This is a genomic window from Halostella limicola (assembly GCF_003675875.1).
In the GTDB taxonomy this organism is placed as follows: Archaea; Halobacteriota; Halobacteria; order Halobacteriales; family Natronoarchaeaceae; genus Halostella; species Halostella limicola.
In genome coordinates, this window is the sequence record NZ_RCDI01000001.1 from 1,023,444 (window position 1) to 1,047,574 (window position 24,131).

Annotated in this window: 26 protein-coding genes, 1 tRNA gene and 2 pseudogenes; 7 read left to right on the top strand and 22 right to left on the bottom strand. The window is 66.2% G+C overall.

Annotation, left to right across the window (positions count from 1 at the left end; all coding sequences use genetic code 11):
- Position 1 precedes the first annotated feature (1 nt).
- Positions 2-511, top strand: coding sequence for a type IV pilin domain-containing protein (locus tag D8670_RS06190; RefSeq protein ID WP_121817195.1), 510 nt, complete (start codon positions 2-4; stop codon positions 509-511).
- Positions 512-880: 369 nt separating this feature from the next.
- On the opposite strand, the gene D8670_RS06195 is transcribed toward D8670_RS06190, so the two are convergent.
- From D8670_RS06195 to D8670_RS06205, 3 genes are all read right to left on the bottom strand, one after another.
- Entirely contained in the window at positions 881-1,894 is a 1,014-nt protein-coding gene (locus D8670_RS06195) for an alkaline phosphatase family protein (protein WP_121817196.1), read from the bottom strand.
- A gap of 893 nt (positions 1,895-2,787) precedes the next feature.
- The gene (locus D8670_RS06200) at positions 2,788-3,045 is read right to left on the bottom strand and encodes a DUF7386 family protein (protein WP_121817197.1); all 258 of its coding nucleotides are present in this window, start codon (positions 3,043-3,045) and stop codon (positions 2,788-2,790) included.
- 244 nt (positions 3,046-3,289) lie between these two features.
- Positions 3,290-3,514 (bottom strand): DUF8053 family protein, encoded by a 225-nt coding sequence (locus tag D8670_RS06205; RefSeq protein WP_205254039.1) that lies wholly within the window; start codon positions 3,512-3,514, stop codon positions 3,290-3,292.
- 120 nt (positions 3,515-3,634) lie between these two features.
- On the opposite strand from D8670_RS06205, the pseudogene D8670_RS21800 reads away from it, so the two are divergent.
- Positions 3,635-4,030 (top strand): annotated as a pseudogene (locus tag D8670_RS21800) (hypothetical protein); the annotation flags it as partial.
- On the opposite strand, the pseudogene D8670_RS21920 reads toward D8670_RS21800, so the two are convergent.
- From D8670_RS21920 to D8670_RS06235, 7 genes and pseudogenes are all read right to left on the bottom strand, one after another.
- A pseudogene (locus D8670_RS21920) lies at positions 4,031-4,855 on the bottom strand (DUF7845 domain-containing protein); the annotation flags it as partial.
- Positions 4,806-4,937 carry a hypothetical protein gene (locus tag D8670_RS21635; RefSeq protein WP_255458959.1) on the bottom strand — a complete coding sequence of 44 codons (132 nt, stop codon included), beginning with the start codon at positions 4,935-4,937 and terminating at the stop codon, positions 4,806-4,808. The pseudogene D8670_RS21920 and the gene D8670_RS21635, both read right to left, overlap by 50 nt.
- Positions 4,934-5,407, bottom strand: coding sequence for a phosphatase PAP2 family protein (locus tag D8670_RS06215; protein WP_162994204.1), 474 nt, complete (start codon positions 5,405-5,407; stop codon positions 4,934-4,936). The genes D8670_RS21635 and D8670_RS06215 overlap by 4 nt, the downstream gene beginning before the upstream one ends.
- Complete coding sequence (locus tag D8670_RS06220; protein ID WP_121817199.1) at positions 5,404-5,616, bottom strand: sigma factor-like helix-turn-helix DNA-binding protein; 213 nt, start codon at positions 5,614-5,616, stop codon at positions 5,404-5,406. Before D8670_RS06220 ends, D8670_RS06215 begins: the two co-directional genes overlap by 4 nt.
- Positions 5,617-5,701: 85 nt before the next feature.
- Positions 5,702-5,923: a DUF7563 family protein gene (locus D8670_RS21805; protein ID WP_375137268.1), complete on the bottom strand. Its 222-nt coding sequence runs from the start codon at positions 5,921-5,923 to the stop codon at positions 5,702-5,704.
- A gap of 177 nt (positions 5,924-6,100) precedes the next feature.
- Positions 6,101-6,174 (bottom strand) — tRNA-Ile (locus D8670_RS06230).
- An 83-nt stretch (positions 6,175-6,257) separates the two neighbouring features.
- The gene (locus tag D8670_RS06235) at positions 6,258-6,764 is read right to left on the bottom strand and encodes an FxsA family protein (RefSeq protein ID WP_121817201.1); all 507 of its coding nucleotides are present in this window, start codon (positions 6,762-6,764) and stop codon (positions 6,258-6,260) included.
- Positions 6,765-6,895: 131 nt separating this feature from the next.
- Here D8670_RS06235 and D8670_RS06240 point away from each other — a divergent pair, with 131 nt between their 5' ends.
- Together D8670_RS06240 and D8670_RS06245 are read left to right on the top strand one after the other, a co-directional pair.
- Positions 6,896-8,542 carry a DUF255 domain-containing protein gene (locus D8670_RS06240; RefSeq protein ID WP_121817202.1) on the top strand — a complete coding sequence of 549 codons (1,647 nt, stop codon included), beginning with the start codon at positions 6,896-6,898 and terminating at the stop codon, positions 8,540-8,542.
- A gap of 61 nt (positions 8,543-8,603) precedes the next feature.
- A complete protein-coding gene (locus tag D8670_RS06245) occupies positions 8,604-9,407 on the top strand; it encodes a TrmB family transcriptional regulator (protein ID WP_121817203.1) in 804 nt (267 codons plus the stop codon).
- Between the two features lie 413 nt (positions 9,408-9,820).
- On the opposite strand, the gene mptA is transcribed toward D8670_RS06245, so the two are convergent.
- Positions 9,821-10,765 (bottom strand): GTP cyclohydrolase MptA, encoded by a 945-nt coding sequence (mptA, locus tag D8670_RS06250; RefSeq protein ID WP_121817204.1) that lies wholly within the window; start codon positions 10,763-10,765, stop codon positions 9,821-9,823.
- 76 nt (positions 10,766-10,841) lie between these two features.
- Entirely contained in the window at positions 10,842-11,666 is an 825-nt protein-coding gene (locus tag D8670_RS06255) for an NAD(+)/NADH kinase (protein WP_121817205.1), read from the bottom strand.
- 204 nt (positions 11,667-11,870) lie between these two features.
- Between D8670_RS06255 and D8670_RS06260 the strand changes: the two genes are divergently transcribed.
- Both D8670_RS06260 and D8670_RS06265 read left to right on the top strand, forming a co-directional pair.
- The gene (locus D8670_RS06260; protein WP_205596904.1) at positions 11,871-13,028 is read left to right on the top strand and encodes a KaiC domain-containing protein; all 1,158 of its coding nucleotides are present in this window, start codon (positions 11,871-11,873) and stop codon (positions 13,026-13,028) included.
- Between the two features lie 226 nt (positions 13,029-13,254).
- Positions 13,255-13,503, top strand: a complete 249-nt coding sequence (locus D8670_RS06265; RefSeq protein ID WP_121817206.1) for an amphi-Trp domain-containing protein — start codon at positions 13,255-13,257, stop codon at positions 13,501-13,503.
- A 28-nt stretch (positions 13,504-13,531) separates the two neighbouring features.
- On the opposite strand, the gene D8670_RS06270 is transcribed toward D8670_RS06265, so the two are convergent.
- Positions 13,532-13,960 (bottom strand): universal stress protein, encoded by a 429-nt coding sequence (locus D8670_RS06270; protein ID WP_121817207.1) that lies wholly within the window; start codon positions 13,958-13,960, stop codon positions 13,532-13,534.
- 32 nt (positions 13,961-13,992) lie between these two features.
- The gene (locus D8670_RS06275) at positions 13,993-15,852 is read right to left on the bottom strand and encodes an ATP-binding protein (protein ID WP_121817208.1); all 1,860 of its coding nucleotides are present in this window, start codon (positions 15,850-15,852) and stop codon (positions 13,993-13,995) included.
- Positions 15,853-15,942: 90 nt separating this feature from the next.
- Here D8670_RS06275 and D8670_RS06280 point away from each other — a divergent pair, with 90 nt between their 5' ends.
- Positions 15,943-16,287, top strand: a complete 345-nt coding sequence (locus D8670_RS06280; RefSeq protein ID WP_121817209.1) for a DUF7113 family protein — start codon at positions 15,943-15,945, stop codon at positions 16,285-16,287.
- A gap of 15 nt (positions 16,288-16,302) precedes the next feature.
- Here D8670_RS06280 and D8670_RS06285 read toward each other — a convergent pair whose 3' ends face one another.
- The 8 genes from D8670_RS06285 to D8670_RS06315 all read right to left on the bottom strand — a co-directional run bounded on the left by D8670_RS06285 (position 16,303) and on the right by D8670_RS06315 (position 23,875).
- Positions 16,303-17,091 (bottom strand): TrmB family transcriptional regulator, encoded by a 789-nt coding sequence (locus tag D8670_RS06285; RefSeq protein ID WP_121817210.1) that lies wholly within the window; start codon positions 17,089-17,091, stop codon positions 16,303-16,305.
- Between the two features lie 50 nt (positions 17,092-17,141).
- Positions 17,142-17,324 (bottom strand): hypothetical protein, encoded by a 183-nt coding sequence (locus D8670_RS06290; RefSeq protein ID WP_121817211.1) that lies wholly within the window; start codon positions 17,322-17,324, stop codon positions 17,142-17,144.
- A gap of 12 nt (positions 17,325-17,336) precedes the next feature.
- Positions 17,337-17,504: a hypothetical protein gene (locus D8670_RS20770; protein WP_162994205.1), complete on the bottom strand. Its 168-nt coding sequence runs from the start codon at positions 17,502-17,504 to the stop codon at positions 17,337-17,339.
- A gap of 92 nt (positions 17,505-17,596) precedes the next feature.
- Positions 17,597-18,835: a DNA double-strand break repair nuclease NurA gene (locus D8670_RS06295; protein WP_121817212.1), complete on the bottom strand. Its 1,239-nt coding sequence runs from the start codon at positions 18,833-18,835 to the stop codon at positions 17,597-17,599.
- Positions 18,836-18,899: 64 nt separating this feature from the next.
- The gene (locus D8670_RS06300; protein WP_233752202.1) at positions 18,900-19,970 is read right to left on the bottom strand and encodes an ABC transporter permease; all 1,071 of its coding nucleotides are present in this window, start codon (positions 19,968-19,970) and stop codon (positions 18,900-18,902) included.
- Positions 19,963-21,195, bottom strand: coding sequence for an ABC transporter permease (locus D8670_RS06305; protein ID WP_121817213.1), 1,233 nt, complete (start codon positions 21,193-21,195; stop codon positions 19,963-19,965). Before D8670_RS06305 ends, D8670_RS06300 begins: the two co-directional genes overlap by 8 nt.
- Complete coding sequence (locus tag D8670_RS06310) at positions 21,192-22,739, bottom strand: ABC transporter ATP-binding protein (RefSeq protein ID WP_121817214.1); 1,548 nt, start codon at positions 22,737-22,739, stop codon at positions 21,192-21,194. The genes D8670_RS06305 and D8670_RS06310 overlap by 4 nt, the downstream gene beginning before the upstream one ends.
- Before the next feature lie 68 nt (positions 22,740-22,807).
- Positions 22,808-23,875, bottom strand: coding sequence for a BMP family lipoprotein (locus D8670_RS06315; protein ID WP_162994206.1), 1,068 nt, complete (start codon positions 23,873-23,875; stop codon positions 22,808-22,810).
- Positions 23,876-24,131 lie beyond the last annotated feature (256 nt).

A 24,131-nucleotide genomic window follows, 5' to 3' on the forward strand; every position in this document is an offset into this window, starting at 1 on the left:
AATGGATATTAAAAGCCTGTTCACCGACGATGACGCGGTCTCCCCAGTGATTGGTGTCATCCTTATGGTCGCCATCACCGTCATTCTCGCTGCCGTGATCGGGGCATTCGTTCTCGACCTCGGTGGCAGTCAGGAAGCAGCACCCCAAGTGAGCTTCAATATCGATCAGGGCAATGACACCCTCCCGAACGATCATCTAGGAGATGGGACGGGAAATAACGGCACAGAAACGGTTCAAGTAGCCCATGAGAGTGGGGATACATTAGAGGAATCCCTTATTGACCTAAGTGTCAATGGGAATGCTGCAATGAACCAGAGTGAGAACACAACCGCAATCTGGAGCGGTAGCGGCGAGATCACAGCTGGTGCCAGCCAGACCATCTATGCCTACGACTCGACTGGTAACGGCGAGGCAGATCAGACACTCCAGAGCGGAGACTCTATCCGCGTGGTCTGGACCTCCGAAAGTGGAGATACTTCGTCTTCGCTTATCGAGTACGAAGTTAATTAACCACCCCGCAACTGCGGGATAACCCTGTTTTTTGTCGAAGCGGTGCGGGCTGGTGTCGAGTGAGCGCTCACCGGGAGTCATGATGTCTGTATTGCCTCCCATTCGCTACAGAGGTACCTATTCCCAGTAACTTCAACACGAGTCATAACTGTCTGACGAGGATCAGCGTTGCGGTGTGTTTGGTTCCATCCGATTTATCGGGTCGACGGTCGTCATTGCCAGCTAGCTTTGTTGACGATCCGTCGTGATCGTGAACTCAACCTCGCCTAGGACGTTTCCTTGGCCGTCGCGACGCTCGTACTCCCCGAGGTTGTCAGGCACGCACTGTGGTCTGAAGACTACATTCTCGACTGTCGCAGGCTCCCTTCCTCAAATATACCCTAATTCAGATAGTTGTTCGCGGACACTTTCGGGATCCCGATGATTCCTGTCCGGATCCTGTTGGTAAGCCGGTCGGATCTGGGGTGAGGAATCAGTATTAGATCGGTTAGTAACACGCTCAACGCCGTTACGTACGTCTAGGACAGTTTCCACGTCTTCAATAGCTTCTTCTTCTGATGCGCCGAGATATGCATCATGAGTATGGTAGCCCTTGCGAAGTCCATGATCAGAAACGCAGACTAGCGTATCCTCTGGTTGGAGTAAGGAGCGGACCTCTTCCGTCCATGAGGCGGCCTGCCTATATGCTCGTTTTTGATAACCGTGTTCCCTCATGACGGGGTCAAGGTGACCAACAGTATCAAGATAGGCTAGCCAAACGAATACAAGGTCATAGTCACGCTGGACCGCCTCACGGACAATACCAAGTTTCTCCACCGCTTTGCCAGTGACGAGTTCTGCGAACTCATGATCCGGTATTCCCGGTTCGTGCCACTTTCCGGCCTCACCACTAGTGTCGAAATCCACGTACTCTGCGAATTGAGCACCTCTGTCAGTCAACACACCGAACCGGTGATCTGTGTCAACACGATAATTCGGAATTGCTATTGGAAGTGATCTCCGTCCGTCGAAGACAGTGTCAACACCCTCTTCGTCATAATAGTCAGGCCCAGGATATCTCATCTCCGCACCATGAGCACGCAGGAGAGCGCCGATCGATGTTCTGAGGCGGTCTGGGATAATGTGCTCTGCGGCGTTTGCAGCGGTCTGAACTACCGGATTCTCCCAGTCTGCTGATCCCTCACTCGTTGCATAGATGCCGTGAGTCTCGGGACCAACGCCAGTTATGATCGACGGCCAGAGTTCGGCCGTATGCGGTTTCCCGATTACGTCATTGTCAAATGTGTCTATACACTTATTGTATTTACCAAACTTTTCCTTGGTACCAAATTGCTCGGCCAGTTCATAGTCAAGGGCATCCCACCCTAAGACGACAGTCGTCATTTTACCACCACCTGTACAGGAGTCGCATACTGTCCGCACGCGAGTGCGGCCTGTCTAGCAAATGCCAGAACGTTGCGGCGGCGACGAGAAGAACTGCCCTCGTCGACCGTCTGAACGCCAGCATCACGAGTGCGGCGACACCACTGGTGAAGAGCGCAGATATCACTGCGATGGCGATAGCCCCCCCAAGGACAGTCAGCCGTAATCAAGCCCTCCCGCCCGAGCTTGTCAGTAACCCCCATGACATACGTGAATTACAGTCATAGACGAGTACCTATTTACGTGCTGTCTACAGCATGGTTACCAGAAAGTCCAAAATGAAGCTAGGTGAGGAAGGGAGTGTGATCTTGACGGGAACTACGTTCCTCAAACAGGCCACACCGAGGTACGGTCGTGTGTGCTCACCGTCACCAAGGGTGGTTGATTCTGCTGGTTCCTGCCACTCGACCACGTTGTCGGTCGTCAGCACAGTTATCTCTGCTGCAGACTCGTCGATATCGCGAGCTCAACCTCAGCGAGTACTAGCTCTTCGCCGACGCGACAGTCGTATCCGCCAAGGTCCGGCAGCGCACAGTGCGGCCTAAATACATCCTTCTCTCAAAGGCGACTTACATACCAACCGAGAACTGCGGACTTATGTGGCGCCTTCAAATGGGTAACGGTGATTCCGAAGTACATGGAAAAACCGTCTCGCTATCACTTCGCATCAACCGTAGAAGCGGTGCGGGCAGGTGGCGAGTGAACGCTCGCCCAGAGTCGTGATGCTCCGTATTACCCCTGGTTCGCTACGGAGGAAACCTCCGCATCGTGGTATATCGCCTTAAACAGTATCAACATTGCGTTGTCTACGCTAATGGTTTCCTGAGTCGGATTATCTCCATCAGTAGTCAGAACTACCGCCAGCGACTCTCCACCCGCGTCCGATACTGCAACCCGACAACGTCGGTGTTGAACCGCTGAATTGTCACGGGGTCCAACTCGTCGCGTGCTGCTTGGAAGTTCTCCTCGCTCTGTATCAAGTGCTCCAAAGCCGCATCGAGAACGTCGGACATGGGCGGGTCATCGTCGGGACCGCTCGCGACGATCTCCCGGACGTGGTCGAGACGGCGTTGCCGTTCGCCGGTGATCTTCAGGCTCGTTCGTCGAGTCATATTAAGTAGGAACTGATGCCCGGGGGGATGATTCGCGTCGTTCGCGCGTGAACGAGCGGCCGGTGCTTTATGAATAGGGGCCGGGGGAGCGACGTGATCGCCGCGGTCGTGGGGGCACACCAGTTCGGATTGATGCACCTGCGCTCACAGCCCACGGCGCAAAGGTGCATACATCGAGGTTCGCCGATACATTTGCGAGCGACCCCACGGGGTCCATCTCGAAGACCCGGTTGCACGGCCCTGGTCATAGTGCCAGCTCCTCGTCGTCGTCAACGCTGACCGAAACGTCTGGGACCGATCCATCATCGACGGCACGGACGAGATACGCGCCCTCGCCCACGCGCTGAACGTGCATCTCCTGATTCGCCGGCACGTCGCCGTTGTCCGCGAAGATGCCGTCGAGGCGAAGGTCGTCATTGTCGAGCGAGACTGTTGGCGTTCCTTCACGGTTGCAGAGTTTCCTGAACATCACCATCACGGGCGGCTATCCTATCCCTCTTAATTCTTCTGCCGCAGGGACACGTCGTGATCATAGTAGTACCAAAATACGGAGTTTAACGGGCGGGGGGATAGCCGGTCTCCGCACAGTATGGCACTCACAATCCCACAGAAGTACGTTCCCGCCGGCATCCGGCGGGAAGACGGTATTGACCTTACAGACTCCGTACTCGCGCCCATCTTCGTACTCGCCTCGTTTTCGATCGGCGCGGTCGGTTCCCTCAAGTTCTCTGAACCGCTGAACCTCTCCCTCGCGGATGCGCTGTACAGCGCCCACGGCACCGAGATTACGTTCGTCTTCATCGTCTCGATGGGGGTACTCGTCCTCGGCTGGCTCACCAACGAGAACACGCCCGAGGACTACACGGACGCCGAGACGGTCGTCATGCTCTTGGCGGTCATCCTGAACGTGCTCGCGGCGCTCGTCCCCGCAGTCTCGGTCGCGCTCGACTCGATGTGGTACGTCGGGTGGTTCACCGTCTTCCTTCTCGTCGTTGTCGCGGACGTGCCTCGGGTGGTAGTGCTTCAGCTGCTTCCCGAGGTTGTGCTCGCCGATGAGCCGCTTCGCGTCGGCCTTCGGAATAATTGCCCGGTGGTTCTTTCCGACGATCTTCTCGTTGTCCACGCGGTACTCGAACTTGCTGCCACGCTCGGTCGCGCAGAGCGTCAGAAGACGATGCATGACACCGGTCCGGCGCACCATCTTCTTGCCCATGTTGCGGGTGACACGGACGTACCGCTCGTAGGTCGTGATGTTGCTGAACTCGTGCGGCTGCCCGGCGAAGTAGTCGGGGTTCATGAACTCGCCGGCTTCGCGAGCGAGCGCCTGAACGAACTCGGGGAGCAGGTCACGGTACTCCTCAGGTTCGAGGTTGCTCCCACCAAACGAGACGTTGACCGCTTCATCGGGGTCAGCGTTGTCGAAGGGGTTGCTGATCTCCTCGCCGCTCTCGTAGTGGCGCATGTTCGGGAAGCGCGGCTGTATCAGGAAGTTCGCCTTCCGCTCGCCGTCGCCGTACGCGCCGATACGGTACTCGTAGAGGCGATCGCCGCCCACGTCGTCGGTCGGCCGCGGCGCGATACCGCCCTTCTGGTACTTGAGGTTCACCGTCCACTCCTCGCCGTCGACCTTGAGCTCTATCTCGCCGCTGTAGCCGTCGAAGCTACTCAGACACAGCGACCCGACGGCCCAGTACGGGGAAGCCCGTGGCGGACGTAGACGAGGTTGCCCTCGCACTCGGGGGGCGCGGTCGCGACCTGACTCACAGCGGACCCTCCCGCGCGGTTCGCTCTTCGTCGACGCACTCGCCACAGAGGCGACGTGCTCCGTACCGACGCGTCCCGGTGGAGGTACCGCATCGGTCGCACTCGACGGCGTCGACGACGCGGCTCACGGCGATCCCTCCGCGTTGTGGGCCATGGGCAGAACGTCGGCCGCGGTCAACCGTCGTTGAGCAGCGACGCCAGCGGCGATCAGGACGACACCGATCGTCACTCCGACCACGACATCCACGACGTAGTGGACGCCGATGACGACGCGAGACACCGCGATCGCCGCGACGAGACAGCCGACGACCAGCGTCCGTGGGCCGAGTCCTCGGTCCTCGATGACCGCCAGCGTTCCATAGCAGACGGTCGAGACGAGCGCGTGCCCGCTCGGCATCGCGTACCCGGTGACCGCCGACCCAGGCGGTCTCGGAACGGCAAGCGTCGCTTTCAGCCACGTCGTGAGTGCGATTGCTCCGACGACTAGTGCCAGTGGCGTCACGTCGAACTGGCGGATGACGAGCCCGTACGCAAGCGCTATCGCTATCAGGACCTCGTAGTTCCCGAGCGTCGTCACGGACCACCACGACAGGCTCACGCTGATCCCTCCTCGTCGAGGCGCTTCTCTGCGCGCCGGAGCAGGTTGCCGACAGTGCCGGGTTCGCGGTCGGTCTGACGCGCGTGCTCGCGGACGCCGACGCCGTTCAGGCGAACGGCGACGTAAGCGCGCCGTTGGGCTTCAGTGAGCTTCGACAGGTCGATGTCGGACCCGGTCCCGAACTCGGTGAGCCGCGCTTGGTCGTTCATGCGCGGCCCTCCTCGGGACGGTCCCAGTCCCATGCGAGACGCTCGCGCTCGTCGACATCGTACAGCGCGGAAGCGCGGACGAACGTCACGCCGGATCACTCCCGTGACGGCCGGGGGACGTTTCCGGGTCCGGCGTCGGCACGTCGAGGCCAGCTGCGCTCCCTTCGGTCAGGCGGACCCAGGTATCGCACTCGCTACAGCGATGGGCGCGGTCGTCGCTGTCGCCGTACACCCGCAGGAACTGATCCGAGACGTGCGCGCCGCAGTGATTGCAGGTTGACCTATCCGTGGTCGCGACGGCGCTCATCACGCCGACCACCCCCGCTGGGCTACGATAAACGCGGGACTACGGTGGGGTGCGTCAGGTTTCCTCCCGAGTTGCTCAGAAACGGGTCGCTCGCGATTTTCCGCATCCCGCGAAAATTCCAGCCTGAAGGCTCGAAGCCTTGAATTCTGATCGGTCAAGAAGCGACCGATTTGAGTATGGGCCAACGCGGATTTGAACCGCGAACCTCCCGGTTATCAGCCGAGCGCTCAACCTGATTGAGCTATTGGCCCGGCGAGCGCATTCAGTGATTGTCGGTTGGTACGTTTAAGCGTTTCCTTCTCGCAGCGCCGCTCACCGCGCCGCCGTCGGTGTGTTATCGGGGTGCATCGTCGTCGTCGAACTCCACGTCGTAGGCGTCGTCGCCGAGGTCGTAGGTGTCGTCACCGTCGCCCTCGTCGGGGTTCGGGAAGCCGAACGTGTACACGTTACCGGTGGCGAAGCCGCCGGTCTTCTTCTCGACGTACGGGCGGACGACCCAGCGCCGGAGCGCGCCGCGGACGAGCGCGCGCGTCGGCGGGAGCGCGAGCAGGAAGCCGATGGCGTCCGTGACGAGCCCCGGCGTGAGCAGGAACGCGCCGGCCGCGATGAGCAGGCCGCCGTCGAGCAGTTCGTTCGTCGGCACCTCGCCCTTCGCGAGGGTGCGCCGGAGCTTGCGCATCGTCCGCCGGCCCTCCGCGCGGACGAGGAGCATCCCGACCAGCGCGGTGAGCACGACGAGAAGCACGGTTTCGAGGCCGCCCAGTAGCTCAACCGCGACGTACACGAGGAATATCGCGTCGGCCAGCGGGATGAGCAGCAGGGCCAGCAGCCACCAGATCATACTCTCCCTTCCAGTGCTGGCCCCAAAACCCTTTATCCAGACGGCGGGCGGGGCGCGGCGATCCAGCGAGAGGTCCCAGACGATATCCGCGAGTGCGAAGCCCTTACGCCGCGGCGACCCAACCCCGAGGTATGGACGACAGCGCTGCGGACACGCGGGTCGAGTGGCGCGAGTGGGGACCGGACGCCTTCGCGGCCGCGGACCGCGCGGGCAAGCCGGTGCTGCTCTCGCTCTCGGCGACCTGGTGTACGCACTGTCACGAGATGGACGAGGCGACGTACTCCGAGCCCCGGATCGCGGCCAACGTCAACGACGGGTTCGTCCCGGTACGCGTCGACGTCGACCGCCACCCGCGGGTCGGCGAGCGGTACAACATGGGCGGGTTCCCGTCGACGGTGTTTCTGACGCCGGAGGGCGAGGTCCTGACGGGCGCGGGCTATCTCGGCCCCGACGGGATGCGGCAGGTCATCGACAGCGTCCGGCAGATGTGGGACGCGAAGGGGACGGCTGCCGGGAGCATCCCGCGCTCGGTGCAGGGCAACGACACGCCCGCGGGCGACCTCTCCGAGGACATCGAGGGGCGGATGGTCGGCCAGCTCCGCGCCGCCTACGACGAGACGGCCGGCGGGTGGGGGACGGACGCGAAGTTCCCGATGCCCCGCACAGTCGAGTTCGCGCTGAAACGCGAGCGCGAGCAGGCGCTGCGCTCGCTCAACGCCATCAGCGCGAACCTGCTCGACGACTACGCGGGCGGGTTCTTCCGGTACGCCACCGAGAGCGACTGGAGCGGGATCCAGTACGAGAAGGTGCTCGACGCGAACGCCGCCCTCGTGCGTGCGTTCGCCAACGGCTACCTCTACACCGGGAAGGACGAGTACCGCGAGCCGGCCGAGCGGACCCTGGAGTTCCTGACGACGACGCTGTGGACCGGCGAGGCGTTCGCCGGCAGCCAGTCCGCCGGCGAGAGCGCCGACTACTACACGCTGGACCCGACCGAGCGCGACGACGCGGACGAACCGGCCGTCGACGACACGGTCTTCGCCGACTGGAACGCCGTGGCCGTCGACGCCCTGCTCACCTTCCACGCCTACACGGACGACGAGCGCGCCCGGCAGTACGCCGAGCGAACGCTGGAGTACCTCCGCGAGAACCTGATCGACGGCGACCGCGTCGTCCACTACCGCGACGGCGAGGAGACGGGCGAGCGCGGCCTCCTCGCGGACCACGCCCGCGTCGTTGCGGCGCTGTCGACGGCCCACCAGGTGCTCGGCGCGGACACGCTGCCGCTCGCCGAGCGCCTCGCCGAGTACGTCCTCGACGAGTTGCGGTCCGAAGGGTCGTTCACCGACGGTCCGGCCAGCGGCCCCGCGCTGCTCGACCGTCCGCTCCGTCCGCTGGACGCGAACGTCGAGTTCGCCGACGCGCTCCTGACGCTGCACGAACTCACCGGCGAGGACCGCTACTACGCCGCCGCCCGCGACGCCGTCGAGGCGTTCGCCGGCGCGAGCGACCGGTTCGGACCGCGCGTCGCCCACTACGCCGCCGTCGCCTCGCGCCTCCAGCGCGGCGCGCTCACCATCGCTGTCGCCGACGAGGCCGGGTCGGACCTCCACCGGGCCGCGCTCCGCATGGCCGACCACGAGAAGGTGGTCCTCCCGGCGGCCGGAGGCGACGAGTACGAACCGGGCCACGCCTACGTCGTGACGGACGACGACCTCTCCGAACCCGCCGCGACGCCCGAGGAACTCGGCGAACTGGTCGCCGACCACGTCAGTTGAGTTGTAAACCACGGACAAACGTTCGGTGCGTTTTTGGTCCTCCAGTCTGAGACGAGTACGTATGGCGAGTCTGAGGGACCTCGGGCTGTCGGAGTACGAAGCGCGGGCGTACCGCGCGCTGCTCAACACGGGCCCGACAACCGCTAAAGAGTTGTCCCGGGCCAGCGACGTCCCGATGGGCCGCATCTACGACGTGCTGAACAGCATCGAGCAGTACAACCTCGTCCGGAGCCAGACCGCGAGCCGGCCGAAGAAGTACGTCGCCGTCGAGCCCTCGACGGCGCTCGATCGCTTACTGGAGGACAAAAAGCGGGAACTAGAGGAGAAAGCCGAGCAGTACGAGAGCATCGTCGACGAGCTCAGCGACGAACTCGACGCGGCCGAGCCGGTGGAGGAGCAGTTCTGGACCGCCGCCGTCGGCGAGGAGGAGACGACCGACCTCCTGATCGAGCGGCTCTCCTCGGCCGACCGCCGCATCCGGATGGCCGCCTCCCACAAGTCCCCGCAGTTCGACATCAGCGAGGTCGGCATCCAGATAAACGAGCAGATCGAGGCGGCGCTCGACCGCGGCGTCGAGATCGACCTCCTGATGACCCCGAAGCTGGTCGACTCGCTCCCGAAGGAGGTCGGGCATCGCTACCGACACGACATGTCCGACCACCCGGACTACGAGGTCCGGACAACCGAGCGCATCAGCTCCTCCTTTTACCTCCTCGACGACGTCGAGGTGTGCATCCAGGTGCCGAACCCCCTCGACACGGGCGAGGCGTTCGCGATGATCGACCTGAAAGACCCCGAGTTCGCGACCAACATACAGGAGCAGTTCCAGCCGCGGTGGGAGGAAGCGGAGCCGCTGTCGATCTAAAAAGCCCTCGCGAGCGCTTGGCAGCGCTCGCGTCGCCCTTTTTATGTCCACCGGGAGAGCTTCGCTCTCCCGGGCCTTCGCTCACTTCGTTCGCGAAGACGCCAACGAGCGCCAAAGGCGCTTGTTCCAGGCCGCCGGTTTGCGCGAACCGTCGCGGTTGCGACTGCACGTTTCGAGCGCCTGCCCTTCCCCGTGCGTCTCGCGGCTACGCCGCGAGGCTCGTCACGCTACGCGTCACGGTGCTGGCAACGAGACGCCAGCGTGGCCGACTGTACCGGTCAGGGAACCTCGCGATCCCAAATCGGTTCGGTGTTCACGTCGATAGCCGCTGCGGTGACCGATCCGGTCTGAACGAAAACGATAGCGGTGTGTCGCTACGAATCGCCGTCCGCAGAGAGGAAGGAAGAACGGCGTTACCGGTCGATTTCGCCCGCCGCTTCCAGTTCGCGCCGGATCGTTCCCACGTCGACCTGGCGCTCGGCGTGGGCGTTGTGCTGATGGATCGACTCGTCGTTGGACTGCTTCATGGTGACGACGGCCTCGTCGGGGAGGTCGGGAAACTCCGCGACGACGCCCTCGGCCATGTCGCGGACGCAGTCCTCGACGAACTTCGCGTTCGCGTGGGCCTCGTAGGTCATGTGGTCCTCGTCCGGTCGCTTCGCGAGGTTGTAGATCCTGGCGGACATGGAGTCGCGGGCGACCTCGATGAGGTCGTTGAGGTCGACCTCCGGCGCGCCCTCGCTCTCGACGGTGAGGGTGGCGTGGCCGCGCTGGGCGTGGCCGGCCTGCGGGACCTCCTGCAGGAACTCCTTGACCTCGCCCTCCTCGACGCCGAGGTCTTCAAGCTTCCGGCGGGCGCGCTCGCTCATCATGCGCTGGGAGCAGGGACAGACCGTCATGCCGGTGACCCGGGTCCCGATCTCCTCGCGGGTGCCGTCCTCGGTGGCCGTCGCGCTGGCGATGATGTCGACGGTGCCCTGCGTGGGCTTGTGGCTCTCGGGCGTCTCGTCCTTGACGACGTACTCCGCCTCCATCGACACCTCCGCCTTGGTGGTGTAGTCGTGTTTCTCGAGCAGCCGCTCCGCGGCGTCGCCGCAGACGTCCTCGACGCGGTAGGTCTCCTCGCTCACCGCGTCCTCGAGGATCTCGTCGATGACCTCCATGTTGCGGGACATGTCCGCGCCCTTCCGCCAGCTGGGGAGGTCGACGAACACTTCGAACTCGGCCATCAGGACGATCGGTCGCTTGCCGTTCCGCGCGATCTTCACGAGTTTCTCGACGCCGGTGACGCCCACCTGACTCAGGCCGACGGTCACGTCGGGCCGGGACGCCTGTACGTCCGGCAGTTGCTCACTCATTAGGCGGGCCTAGGGAAAGCGACCGATTAGGCCTTTCGAAACCGGGAGTCCTGCCGATCCGCCGACGCAGCGGCCGTCAGTCGAGTTTCTCCAGCGCCTCGAAGAAGTCGACCGTCGGGCCGGCGAGCCGCACCGGGCGGCCGGCCGTCGTGATCCGGACGGTCTCGGGCGGGTCGAGCCGCCGCTGGGTCCGGCCGTCGCTGATGGCGTAGCCGGCGGGCGCGTCGGCGACCCGCACCGTCACCTCGCAGTCCTCGCTCGCGACCAGCGGGGGCATCCCGTCGGCGGCGCACATCTCCGTGATCACCAGCGCGTCGAGGTCGGGGCGGACAAGCGGCCCGTCCTCGCTCAGGTTGTACGCCGTGCTCCCGGTCTGGGTCGCGACGATGACGCCGTCGGCGTGGCCCTCCGTGTACGTCGCGCCGTCGACCTCGACGGCGATCTCGGCCCCGCTGCCCGGCCCCCGCTGCTCGCCCTGAACGACTACCTCGTTGATCGCGGGTTCGAGCGACCAGTCCTCCCCTTCGGCCCGTAACCGGGGGACCTCGCGGTACCTGACCTCCCCCGTCTCGCGCAGGCGGTCGACCGCGTCGGTGACGGCGTCCACGGCCTCCGCCGGCGACACGGCGTTCAGGAACCCGACCTCGCCGAGGTTGACGCCCATTATCGGCGTCGACCCGGCGCCGCGGGCCGCGTACAGGAAGGTCCCGTCGCCCCCGATGCTCACCACGAGGTCGCGCTCCCGCATCCGATCGACCGACACGCCGTCGACGGGGAGGTGCGCCGCGGTCGCTTCGTCGACGAGGACGTCGACGCCCTCCGCCCGGAGCGTCCTCCGGATCTCGTCGGCGAGTCCCGCGGCGCGCTCGTTCCCCTTCTGTGCGACGATCCCGACGTCCATGCCACCGGGTTGCCGGCGCTGGGTGAAAAACTCCCCGCTGGGCAACAGGGTTATTTATTCCCAGCAGCGTAGTGACCGTATCACGCGCGCGACCCGTCAGGGAAGCGTCACCAGAAGCACCATGGAACCGAGCACGCTCCGCACGATCCGAACGCGCGCCGCCGCTACCGGCGGAACCGCCCGCCGTCCCGACGGCGTACCGGGGTGGTCGGCGTGAGCGAGGGGACGGAGGACTGGTTCGAGCGCGCTCTCCAGAGCGAGGACGGAGCGGACGACGACGCCTCCGCCGACCTCCCGGACGAAGCGGCGAACGACGGCGTCGAGGCAGCCGACGGGACGACAGTCGACGACGGCCCGAACCGAGACGGGTCGGCGATCGGAGACGGCCCGACGACCGAGGACGACCCGGAGCGAGCGGACGACGACTCGCTGTTCGAGGAGGACTTCGCCTCCGCGCTGTCGGGGTCCGGGGCGGCCGGCGTCGGTGACGCGGAGGGCTTCGGCGACGCGCTCGACGTCGACGACGATCCCGCGGCCGGTACCGGCTTCGGAATGAACGACGGTTTCGGGGGCGACGATCTCGGGGGCGGCTTCGACGGCGACGACTTCGGCATGGGCGGCGGCTTCGGCGGCGGCGACTTCGACGACGAGGAGTTCGAGTCCGACCTCCCCCGCATCGAACTCGGCATCGAGGGGTTGGACGACATGATCCAGGGCGGCGTCCCGGAGCGCTCCCTGATGGTCACCATCGGCAGCGCCGGGACGGGGAAGACGACGTTCGGCCTGCAGTTTCTCAACCACGCGCTCGAACGGGGCGAGCGCGCGGTGTACATCACGCTCGAGGAGAGCAAGCACCGCGTCGTCAACAGCGCCACCGAGAAGGGGTACGCCTTCGACGAGTACGTCGACGAGGGCCGCCTCGCAGTCGTGGACATCGACCCCGTCGAGATGGCCAACAGCCTCACCTCGATCCGGAGCGAGCTCCCGCGGCTCGTCGACGAGTTCGGCGCGAGCCGCCTCGTGCTCGACTCCGTCTCCCTGCTCGAGATGATGTACGACGACCGCGCGACGCGCCGCAACGAGATCTACGACTTCACCAAGAGCCTGAAGCGGGCCGGCGTCACGACGATGCTGACCAGCGAGGCCAGCGAGGACAGCCCGTACGCCTCCCGCCACGGCATCGTCGAGTACCTCACCGACGCCGTGTTCATCCTCCAGTACGTCCGCCCCTCGGACTTCCGGGAGACCCGCCTCGCCGTCGAGATACAGAAGATCCGCGACGCGAACCACTCCCGCGAGACCAAGCCCTACGAGATCACCAACGAGGGCCTGAGCGTCTACCGGCAGGCGAATATCTTCTGAAACGACCTTTTGCGCTGTCGTTCGGAAATCGCTTCGCGATTTTCGAACGCTCGCAGGTGCACTGGTCGTCCACGGGCCTGCTCTTCTCCGAGTCGCGCGACGCTCGGTTCGCGGCCTCTCGACGCGTTCTCGTCCGCGGAGATCGGAAACCGTTCACCCGCCGTACAGGTCAGTTACCCCTCGTAACCGCCTCATTCTTATTCCGACGTTCGCCCTACTCCGGTGCATGGCCCAGAAGACCGGCACCAAGACGTCGATGAGCCGCGAGCAGCTCGGAGAGTACCTGCAGGACCTCGGACGGCAACTCGCCGGCGAGGAGGGCGTGACCGTCAGGATAGAGAACCGGAACGTGACCCTTCGGCCGTCGGACTCGGTCAGCGTGGAAGTCGAGGTGACCGAGCGGTCGTCGCTGCTACGGAGCAACCGCGAGAAGGTCTCGCTGGACATGAGCTGGAAGCCGAAAAAGCGGAAGTAGCCGGGCTCCTCGTCGCGGCAGCGGAGGGTTAGCGCACCACGGTCACCGGCACGGGGGACCGGCGGACCACCGTCTCGGCGACGCTGCCGAGCAGGATGCGGGTCATGCCCGAGCGCCCGTGGCTCCCCGTGACGATGAGGTCGACGTCGTGCTCTTCGGCGTACTCGACGATGGCGTTCGCGGGGCCGCCGACCTCGACCGCCGTCTCCACCGACACCCCCTCGCGCTCCGCGTGCTCCTCGGCCTCCGCGAGCGTCTCCTCGGCAGTCTCGCGGGCCCGTTCGTACCACTCCTCGGGGTAACTCGGCGTAGCCGCCCGCGCGCCGTAGCCCGCCTCGCCCGGGTCGATGGCGGTCAGGACCGTCAGGTTCGCGTCGGCGTGCTCCGCGAGCGCGTACTCCAGCGCGCTCTCGGACTGGGGCGACCCGTCGTAGGCCACGAGTACGTCTTTTGTCATATGTGGCCGTAGGGGGACCAGTCAGTAAACGGTTACTCTCGGCCGTGCTTCGTGAGGCACTTCGAGAGGCCGATGAGTTCGACGGGTTCGGAGTTGTCCGGCGAGTAGACGACCATCTGGCCCTTCTCCATGTACGGCACCTTCCCCTCCAGGTTCGAGGGGATGTTCACCGAGGAGATGGCGTCCTCGTCGCCGAGGTTGAGGACGACGGTGGAGTTGATCTGCTTGAACACTGGGTCGGCGATGTCCTGCGGGTCCTGCGTGATGAGAAAGAGGCCGAGGCGCTCCTTGCGGCCCTGCTTAGCCGCGTCGGTGAACTTGCCGATCACCTTGCGCGCCTGCACGCTCTCGGCGTCGGTGAGGAAGTTGTGGGCCTCGTCCATGCCGACGACCAGCGGCGTCTCCTTGATGCGGTCGTACGTCGGTGCGTTCGACAGTTTCTGGTCGATGAGCAGGCTGGAGACGGCGAGGACGATGACCTCCGTCGCCCGCGTATCGTTGACGTGGTAGGTCGGGACGACGGTGAGGCCGCCGGGGCGGACGAGCTCCGAGACCAGGTCCGTGATGGGGCGGGCGTCCCCGTCGAACACGTCGCCGAACCCGCGGACGCGACGCTTGACGGCGTCGAACGTCGCTTCGTGTACCGTGCCCGCCTCGTGCAGTTCCTCGCGCAGCGCGGGGTCGTCGAGGTAGGAGAGAAACTGGTCGTACGTCCCCTCGTTGCCGTACTGCCGGAAGAAGCGGTCGACCAGCACGTCCAGGGCGTTGAACTGGTTGTCGTTCAGGCGGCCGCCGGCGATGAGCCAGCGGTTCGACCGCACCATCGAGAACGGGATCGTGAACTCCACCTGTTCGGCGCGGTGGTGGTCCGCGCCGTAGCTCGTCCCGTCCACGACCGGGACGAGGGCCTTCGTGTCGTCGTGCCCGCCGTGGGCGATCCCCTCGCGCTCGTAGCGCCGCCGGTCCTCGGCGGTGACGTCGGGGTTGTCGTCGTGCATCTGCGCGTACTCGTCCTGCGGGTCGAACTGCACGACCGCGGCGCGGGCCTGCCGGCCGTCGTCCATGTCGTAGGTGCGGTCCGAGTCGAGGAACTGCCGGAGGACGTTCTTCGAGGCGTGGGTCTTCCCGGACCCCGTCCCGCCGGCGACCAGCGTGTGCCGGAAGACGAGGGGGTCGCCGTCCTCGTAGTCGTCCTTCAGGCGGTAGTCGATCGTCGGCGGCTCCGCGGCGGTCCGGACCTTCTCGCCGCCGACCGAGAGGTGCCCGAGGAAGACGCCGTCGTCCGGCATCTTCAGCCCCGTCTTGATCTCGGAGGCGTCCGTCGCCTCGCGGACGGGCGTCTCGGGTTTCGGCACGCGGTCGGTCATCCGCCGTTTCAGTTCGCCGCCGTCTTCGTACAGGATCGCGACGGGCTCCAGCGACGCGAGGAACTTGTAGTCGGCCTCGTCGATCCCGTCCTTGCGCATCGCGCGCCGGGCGTGGATCTCGGTGGCGTCGTCGCTCGCGTACTCCTGGACGTACTCCAGCGCGGTGATGCGGCAGAACAGTTTCTCGCCGGCGGAGGCCCCGCGCCCGCCCTCGTCGGGGTAGGGCACGAGCAGGTACTTCCCGATGCGGACGTTCGGGCGGTTCTCCGCCGTGACGTACGCCCGCAGGGTGGTCTCGTCCTCCTCCTCGCCGATGCAGAGCCCCTCGGAGACGGCGACCGTCCCGATGCCCCGGTCCTCGCCGGCGACGGTCGCGTCGACCTCCTCGAACGCGCTCGCGTCGCCATCCGCGCTCGCGCCCGCGTCGCCGTCCGCGGACGCCCCGTTCCCCGTCACGCCGCCGGAGGACGACTCCTCGGCGTCGTCGTCGGGGTCGTACTCGGTGTAATCTCCCAGGTCGGCCATACGACCGACATGCGAACCCTCTGTTAAAACCTTTCTCACGTCCGTCGCAGCACCCGTGGCCTTATTCCCTCTCCGACCTTACTGCGGGTTATGTTACTAGTTCGCGGCAGCGCCGGCGGCACCGAGCTGACCGGCACCGTGTACGAGCGGGGGGAGCGTGCCCCGTCGTTCAAGGGCGCGCCCGACGAGGACGCCCCGTACGTCTGGGTCTGCGACGAGTTCTACGAGGTCGAAAGCGGCGGCACCACGCAGGAGGTCGGCGGCCGCGAGCTGCGGATCGCCTTCGAGTCGCCGATGCCTCGCGGGTTCGACACCCGCGAGCAGGCCCTGGAGGCGGCGAAAGACCACGTCCGCACGCAGTTCGCCCGCATCGGCGTCGACGGCGAGGACGTCGAGATAGAGGTCCAGAAGGAAGAGCCCGGCGCCGAAGTGTAGCGTCGGCGGTCGGTCTCACTCCTCGAAGACGCTGTCAGGTAGCCGGTCGGCGAGCAGTTCGCGCGTCCACACGGCGAAGCCGTGGTCGTTCCCGTACGTCCACACCGCGAGTTCCCGCGTCACGTCGGGCAGGCCGCTCTCCTCGACGCCCGCCGCGACGACCGACTGGCGGTCCACCATGAGCAACTGCGCGGGCCACTCGCCGTACACGTCCTCAGTCTCCCGGAGCCCCTCCGAGACCACGACGGTCGCGTCGGGCACGGCGTCCTCGAACCGCTCCCGAAGCCCCTCGTCGGGGACCTCGACGACGACCGCCGCGCCCCGGTCGGCGGCCGCCGCCAGTTCGTCGAGGATCCGGTCGTCGATCACCGACTCCGCGGCGACGAGGTGATGCACCGCGGACTCGGCGTCGCCGAGGAGCGCGACGACCCGGTCGGTGACGTGGTCGGCCTGCGCGATGGCCCACATCCCCTCGTCGTCGTCGGAATCGGGCTCCTCGACTTGTTTGAGCGCGTTCTCCGCCGCCTCGATCCGGGAGTCGTAGTCCTCCTGGAGGCGTCGGAACGCCACCTCGGTCGGGACGGCCTTGTACTCGCGGGGTTCGGAGTGCTGGACGTCGACGAGGCCTCGCTCGTCCAGTCGTTCGACGGTGTCGTACACCCGGGACCGCGGCACCTCCGCGACCTGGCTGATCTCCTTCGCGGTCCCCGTCGTCATCCGCGCGAGGGCGACGAAACACCGCGCCTCGTACTCAGTCAGGCCCAGCTCCTGCAGCGCCGCCGTCGCCTCCTCCACGTTGCCCATATCCTCACCTAGGCACGTTGTCGACCAAGTACGTCGGCCTCGTCCGACCGTCACTCGGCCGTCGGCTCGCGCGCGCCGTCACCGACGTCCCTCGCGACGAACGACGACGCTCCGCACCGACAGCCGTTCCGGCCGATCACCCGGACCGTTCCGTCCGGCCACTCCCTCCCGGCGTAGGCCGCGCCGCAGCGCTCGCACTCGGCGACGACTCTACGGGGCTCGTCCCCAGACACGAGAAAACGGGATCAGGCGAGGATCCGGTGCGCCGACGGGCGCACTCGCTCCTGTTCGTCTTCCGCGACGTCGAAGGCGCGGCTACCGCACTTGCAGCAGCCGCTCTCGGCGAGGGGTTCGACCGCGTCGCCGTCGCGTACGCCCGGTTGGCAGTGCCCGCAGTTGACGCATTCTCCCATTACGACCATACCTTCCCTACGCGATACCCCTTTTAACGTCTATCGTGAGTCCCGACGGGGTTTACGGGCTGTTTCTCCGATCGAAACAACACCTACTCGTCCTCCCAGCGGACGTCGTCGTACGTCCGCAGCTCCTCGGAGTCGAGCCGACGCTCGAACGTCCGGCGGAGCGACCGCTTCTCCTCCCGGCTGATCCGGGCCAGCGCGTCGGCCTTGTGGACGGCGGCAGGCGGGCCCCGCTCCGCGGCGATCTCCGCGAGGACCTGCCGTTCGAGGCGCTCCCGGGTCTCGTCGTCGCCGGCGAACGCGTACGGGGCCTCGACCTTGTACAGCACGTCCTCCCGCGGGTCGTAGACGACGAAGAACGTCACCTCGTACGCCCCCGGGTCCATCTCGCGGTCGATGCCGAGCGCGTCGCCGTCCGCGGCGAGCGTCCGGTCGGAACCGCCCCGCGAAACGAACCAGTTCGTGAACGTCAGCTGGTCGGTGCGCCGGTCGCCCCCGTCGCGCTCGCGTTCCAGCAGGCGAGTGAACAGCGCGGTGTCGTCGACCCACGGCGCGGGAACGCCCTTCTCGCTCACGACCCTGGTGATCAGCTTCGCCGAGGGGTTCTTCACGAAGCCGATAAGCGGCGTCCCCTCGTCGACGAACCGCTCGACGAGGCGGACGTAGTTCTCGACGATGGCGCGGGGCTTCGCGTCGTGGGTCAGCTCCCGGAGCTCCGCGTCGCGGTCCTGCCAGTTCAGCAGCTCCTTCGGATACAGTGGCCCGTCCAGCACGAGCAGGTCAGACACCGCGTCGGCGTGTTCCAGTGCGTGGCTGCTCTCCGCGAGGTACAGCGCCAGCGCGTGGACGACGCCCTCCGTGAACCGGCTCACCCGGGGGGCCTGCAGGACGCGCCGGCGGCTGTACCCCTCGTCGTAGCGTACCCAGTCCTCGGGCAACCGGACGGTGACGTCGCTGGCGTGGACCGTCGCTACGAGGCTGCGCGAGCGGTGCAGTTCGAGGTCCGAGGGACACCCGCTCATCGCGGCCTGCGCGACGTCCAGCACGAGGCCGTTCTTGAACGTGGTCGGGTTGATCGTCCCGGAGTCGAGGCCGTGCGTGGTGGGAAACGGCGGGTCCTGCAGCGCCGCGGCCTCCACGTCGACGCAGCGCCGCCGCAGGTCGCCCACGGGCTCTATCACCCGCCGGCCGTCGTCGACCAGCGGGTCGAGGTAGTTCTCCCAGACGTCGGTCGCGAGGTCCCGGTGGTCGTCGTCGTCGACGTCCTCGCTGATCTTGCGGGCGAGTTCCGCGATGCCGTCGAAGTGCACCGGGTCGAGTGTCATTCGTCAACCCTGTTCGCGCCGACCGCGAAAAAGCCAGCGGTCGGCGGTGTCGGCGGCCCGGCGGTCAGTCCTCGCCGGACTCGTAGTGGTCGCCGGCGGCCTCGGGGATGCGGGTCTTGCCGACCAGCGCCAGCACGAGGATGACAGTCACGAACGGGATGGTCCGGATCAGCGAGTCCGGCACCGCGAACGTGCCGACGGTCTGGAGGCGGATCTGGATCGCGTCCAGGCCGGCGAACAGCATCGTCGACAGCATCGCCCCGATGGGGTTGTAGTTCCCGAACAGGTACGCGACGATGGCGATGAACCCCTTCCCGTTGACCATCGTCGGCCCGTTACCGGTGAACTGGCCGATGTTGAACGCCAGCGACGCGCCGCCCATCCCCGAGAGCACGCCCGAGAGGAGGACGGCCGAGTAGCGGACGCGGGAGACGCTCACGCCCGCGGTGTCGAGCGCCTTCGGGTTCTCGCCGGCCGCGCGCACCCACCGACCGAACGAGGTGCGGTTGAGGGTGTACCAGGAGAGCGCCACCGCGAGGAACATCAGGTAGACGGCCGGCGTCGCGTCGAACAGCGCGCCGAGGAACGGCACGTCGGCGAGCACCGGCACCGTGATGGTGTTGAACGACTGGACGCTCGAGGTGTTCGGCCCGTTGTAGATGACCTGCGAGGCGAACGGCGCGAGCCCCAGCGCGATGAGCCACACGGCCAGCCCGGCGATGATCTGGTCCGCGCGGAACTCGATGCAGACCACGGCGAAGACGGCCGCGAGCAGCGTCGACGCGACGACCCCGACGAGGAACCCGGCCCAGAGGGAGCCGGTCACGTCGGTGCCGTAGACGGCGGCGAACGCCGAGATGATGAGCAGCCCCTCCAGCCCGATGTTGATCACGCCGGACTTCTCGGCGAAGATGCCCCCGAGCGCCGCGAAGACGATGGGGGCCGCGAGGCGGAGCGTGCTCGACAGCGCGGACTTCGAAGCGATGATCCCGAACAGGGTCGCCGCTCCCGACTCGGGCGCGACCAGCGCGGCGGCCGCGAGTCCGAGCAGCGCGAGCACGGCGACGGCCGCCACGACGATGCGCCCCGAGGGGTTGCCGAACCGTTCGGAGAGCCCGCCCATCTCCTCAGTCATCGTCGGCACCCCCTGCGGCGGCGGGGCGGTCGCCCTCTCCGGGCGCCGAGATCCGCCGGCCGATGATCCTGAAGAACTCGGGCATCGCGACGAAGAGGATGATCAGTCCCCTGAGGACGCCGATGAGCTGCGGCGGGACGTCCGTCGCGAAGTCGACGACGCTGGACCCCGACTTCAGCACGCCGAACAGGAAGGCGGCGAACACCGCGCCGACGGGGTGGTTTCCCGCGAGGATAGAGACGGTGATCCCGTCGAAGCCGTACGAGGGGACGCCCGTCTGGAAGTTCCCGAGCACCATCAGCACGTAGACCGCCCCGCCGATCCCGCCCAGCGCGCCCGAGAGCGTCAGGGACGCGACGACGGTTCGGGCCGAGTCGACGCCGCCGTACTCGGCTGCCTCGGGCTGGAGTCCGGACGTGCGGATGTCGTAGCCGAACGACGTATGCTCGAGCATGTAGTAGATGCCGCCGACGAACGCGAACGCGACGAGCAACGCGATAAGCGAGAAGTCGAGCCGCGGGTCGAACAGGACCGTGGGGAACGTCGCGTAGTCCGGCAGCGTTACCGTCTGGTTCGCCTGGCTGTTCGGGTCGCCGAAGTGGGCGTTGACGAGATACAGCGCGACGAGGGAGGCGACGAAGTTGAGCATGATCGTCGTGATCACCTCGTTGGCGTCGGCGTACGCCTTGAGCGCGCCCGGGATCGCGCCGTAGAGGCCGCCGCCGAGCGCGCCGACGAACAGCCCGAACGGGATGAGCACGAGCGTGCCGAGCGCGCCCGAGAGGAAGGGGGCGACCCACAGCACGGCGAGCGCGGACGCCAGCGCGCCGACGACGAGCTGGCCCTGCGTCCCGATGTTGAAGATGCCGGCGCGGAACGCGAGCGCGACCGACAGCCCGGTGAAGATGAGCACCGTCGTCTCCCGCAGCGTGACCGCGAACTGCGGGTTCAGCGGCGACCAGCCGCCGCTGAGCGGGTCGCCGAGCGCGCCGAGGAACAGCCGGTCGAACACGAGCACCGGGTCGTAACACAGCGTCTGCCCCCCGAGCGTCATCACCGGGGTCCGGCAGGTCGCGATGAACCCGGAGACGACGATGATGAGGGTGCCGACGAGGATCGACAGCAGGAGGGCGGCGCCGGCGATGAACAGGCGCTCGCCGGCCGACGCCCGCGACAGGTCCACGAGCCCCTGGCGGATGCGGTCGATCCAGCCCCCGTCGCTCATCCCGTCACCTCCAGCCCGCCAACCTCGATGTCGGGACGCTGCCCGGCCATCAGCAGGCCGAGTTGCTCCTCGGTCACCGCGTCGGGGTCGACGACGTCCATCAGCTGTCCCTCGTAGATGACGCCGAGCCGGTCGGACAGCGACTGCACTTCGTCGAGCTTCGAGGAGACGAGCAGGATCGCCTTCCCCTCGGCTCGGAGGTCGTTGATCCGGTCGTGGATGAACTCCGTCGACCCGATGTCGACGCCGCGGGTCGGGTGGGAGGCCACGACGAGCCGCGGGTCGCGGGCGAGCTCGCGGCCGACGACGAACTTCTGCTGGTTGCCGCCGGACAGCGATTGCGCCTTCGCGTCGGCGTCCGGCGGACGGACGTCGTACTCGTCGACGATGGTCTCGGCGTGGTCGCGGGTGTGCTTCCAGTCGATGCGCCCGCGGTTCGCGTACGGTTCGGCGTGCTGGCTCCCGAGCAGGCCGTTGCTCACCAGGTCGAAGTCCATCACCAGTCCGCGCTCCTGACGGTCCTCCGGGATGTACGCCATGCCCGCCTCGGTGCGCTCCCGGCGGCGGTCCTCGGTGACGTCCTCGCCGTCGAAGACCACGCGGCCCTCGTCGGCGAAGTCGAGGCCGGTGATCGCCTCGACGAGTTCGGACTGGCCGTTCCCGTCGACGCCGGCGATGCCGAACACCTCGCCTTCGCGGACCTGGAGCGAGATACCGTCGACGGCCCGGACGCCGCGCTCGTCCTCCATGACCACGTCCTCGCAGGCGAGGACGGTGTCGCCGGGCGTCGCGTCGGGGCGGTCGACGTCCATCAGCACCTCGCGGCCGACCATCATCTCCGCCAGGTCGTTCCGAGTGACCTCCTCGGTCGGGACCGTACCGACCTTCTCCCCGTCGCGGAGGACGGTCACGTCGTCGGCCGAGTTCATCGCCTCGCCGAGCTTGTGCGTGATGAAGATGATCGTCTTGCCCTGGTCGGTGAGCTCCTCGAACACCGAGAACAGGTCCTCGACCTCCTGGGGCGTGAGGACGGCGGTCGGCTCGTCGAGGATGAGCACGTCGGCTCCGCGGTACAGCGCCTTGAGGATCTCGACTCGCTGCTGGGCGCCGACCGAGAGGTCCTCGATGAGGGCGTCCGGATCGACGTCGAAGCCGTACCGCTCGGAGAGCTCGACGACCTCCCGACGGGCGCGCTCGTCGTCGACGGTCATGCCGAGCCACTTGCGCGGTTCGTTGCCGAGCGTGATGTTCTCGGCGACGGTCATGGGGTCGACTAGCATGAAGTGCTGGTGAATCATGCCGACGCCGGCGTCGATAGCGTCTCTCGGGGAGTCGAAGTTGCGTTTCTCTCCGTTGACGATCACGTTCCCCTCTTCGGGCTGGTACAGGCCGTAGAGGACGTTCATCAACGTCGTCTTGCCGGCTCCGTTCTCGCCGAGTAGGGCGTGAACGGTGCCGCGTTCGACGCGGAGGTCGACGTCGTCGTTGGCGACGACCCCTGGGAATCGTTTGGTGATCCCGTCGAGGTGGACGGCACCTGTCATGCCACCCGGTTTTCTCGGGGGATTCTTAATAGTACGGTTTCAGATCGACCGACTCGATGGGATCTGTCTCACTGAGGGCTGTCGGGGACGTCGATGTCGCCAGCGATGATCTCCTCGCGGGTCGACGCGACGGCGTCCTTGACGTCCTGCGGGATCTGGGATTCCAGGTCCTGCCCGTAGACGCACGCGACGCCCTCTTCTTCGAGCCCGAGCGGCACAGTCCGGCCGCCCTCGAACTCGTCGTTGACGGTCTCCTCGACGGCGTTGTACACGGCAGTGTCGACGCGTTTGACCATGCTCGCGAGGATGACGTCGGCGTAGGACTCGGCCGTCACCGACTGGTCGCGGTCGACGCCGATCGCGAAGCGGCCCTGCTCCTGCGCGGCGTCGAAGACGCCCGTCCCCGTGTTCCCCGCCGCATGGTAGACGATATCGGCGCCGGAGTTGTACATCGAGAGCGCCGCCTCCTTGCCGCCGGAGGGGTCGTTGAAGTCCCCGACGTACGAGGTCTGCACGTCGACGTCCTCGCTCGCGTGTTTCGCCCCCGCGATGAACCCGGCCTCGAACTTCTGGATGAGGTCGGACTCGACGCCGCCGACGAAGCCGACGTTCGTGGAGTCGGGACGGGTCGCCCCCGCACCCGCTTCGAACTCCATGCCGGTGAGCAGGCCGGCCATCTGCCCGACGAGGAACGACCCCTCGTGTTCCGCGAAGACGTACGAGGCGACGTTGTCGGCGTCGACGACGCTGTCGACGATCTGGAAGCTCTGCTCGGGGTACTCCGCCGCGGTCTCAGAGAGCGCGTCGGCCTGCAGGAAGCCGATGCAGGAGACGAGGTCGTAATCGGGGTTCGTCGACTGGGCGAACTGCTGCTGGAGGTTGCTGAAGTCGGACACCTCCTCCGGCTGGACCTCGTCGTAGGAGATGTCGAGTTCCTCTTCGGCCTGCTGGATGCCGGTCTGGGCCTGGTCGTTGAACGACCCGTCGCCGAGACCGCCCGTGGCGTACACCATGCCGATGTTGGCGGCCGCCTCGTCACCTCCACCGCCGCCGCCCCCGTTTCCGGTACAACCGGCGAAGCCGGCGAGCCCTGCTGCGCCGAGACCACTGACGAACTGCCGTCTGTTGATAGCCATATCCGTTTCTGAGACTTATCTATCTTAAATTCATCGATAGTTGCGGTCGCGGTCGGCGAAAATGAAAACAGTGGGGACAGGTACGCGGGCCGATCCGTCCCCTCGCAAACGCCGCAAACGAATGTGCTGGCGTGCCACGTCCCGCACACTCGAGTGTCGCGCCGCGGCGGCGAATCGACCGTCGCCCGCGGCGACGAATTGACCCCGGATGAGACGGCCGAACTCCGCTTTCCGCTGTCGCCGACAAGCGAAGGGT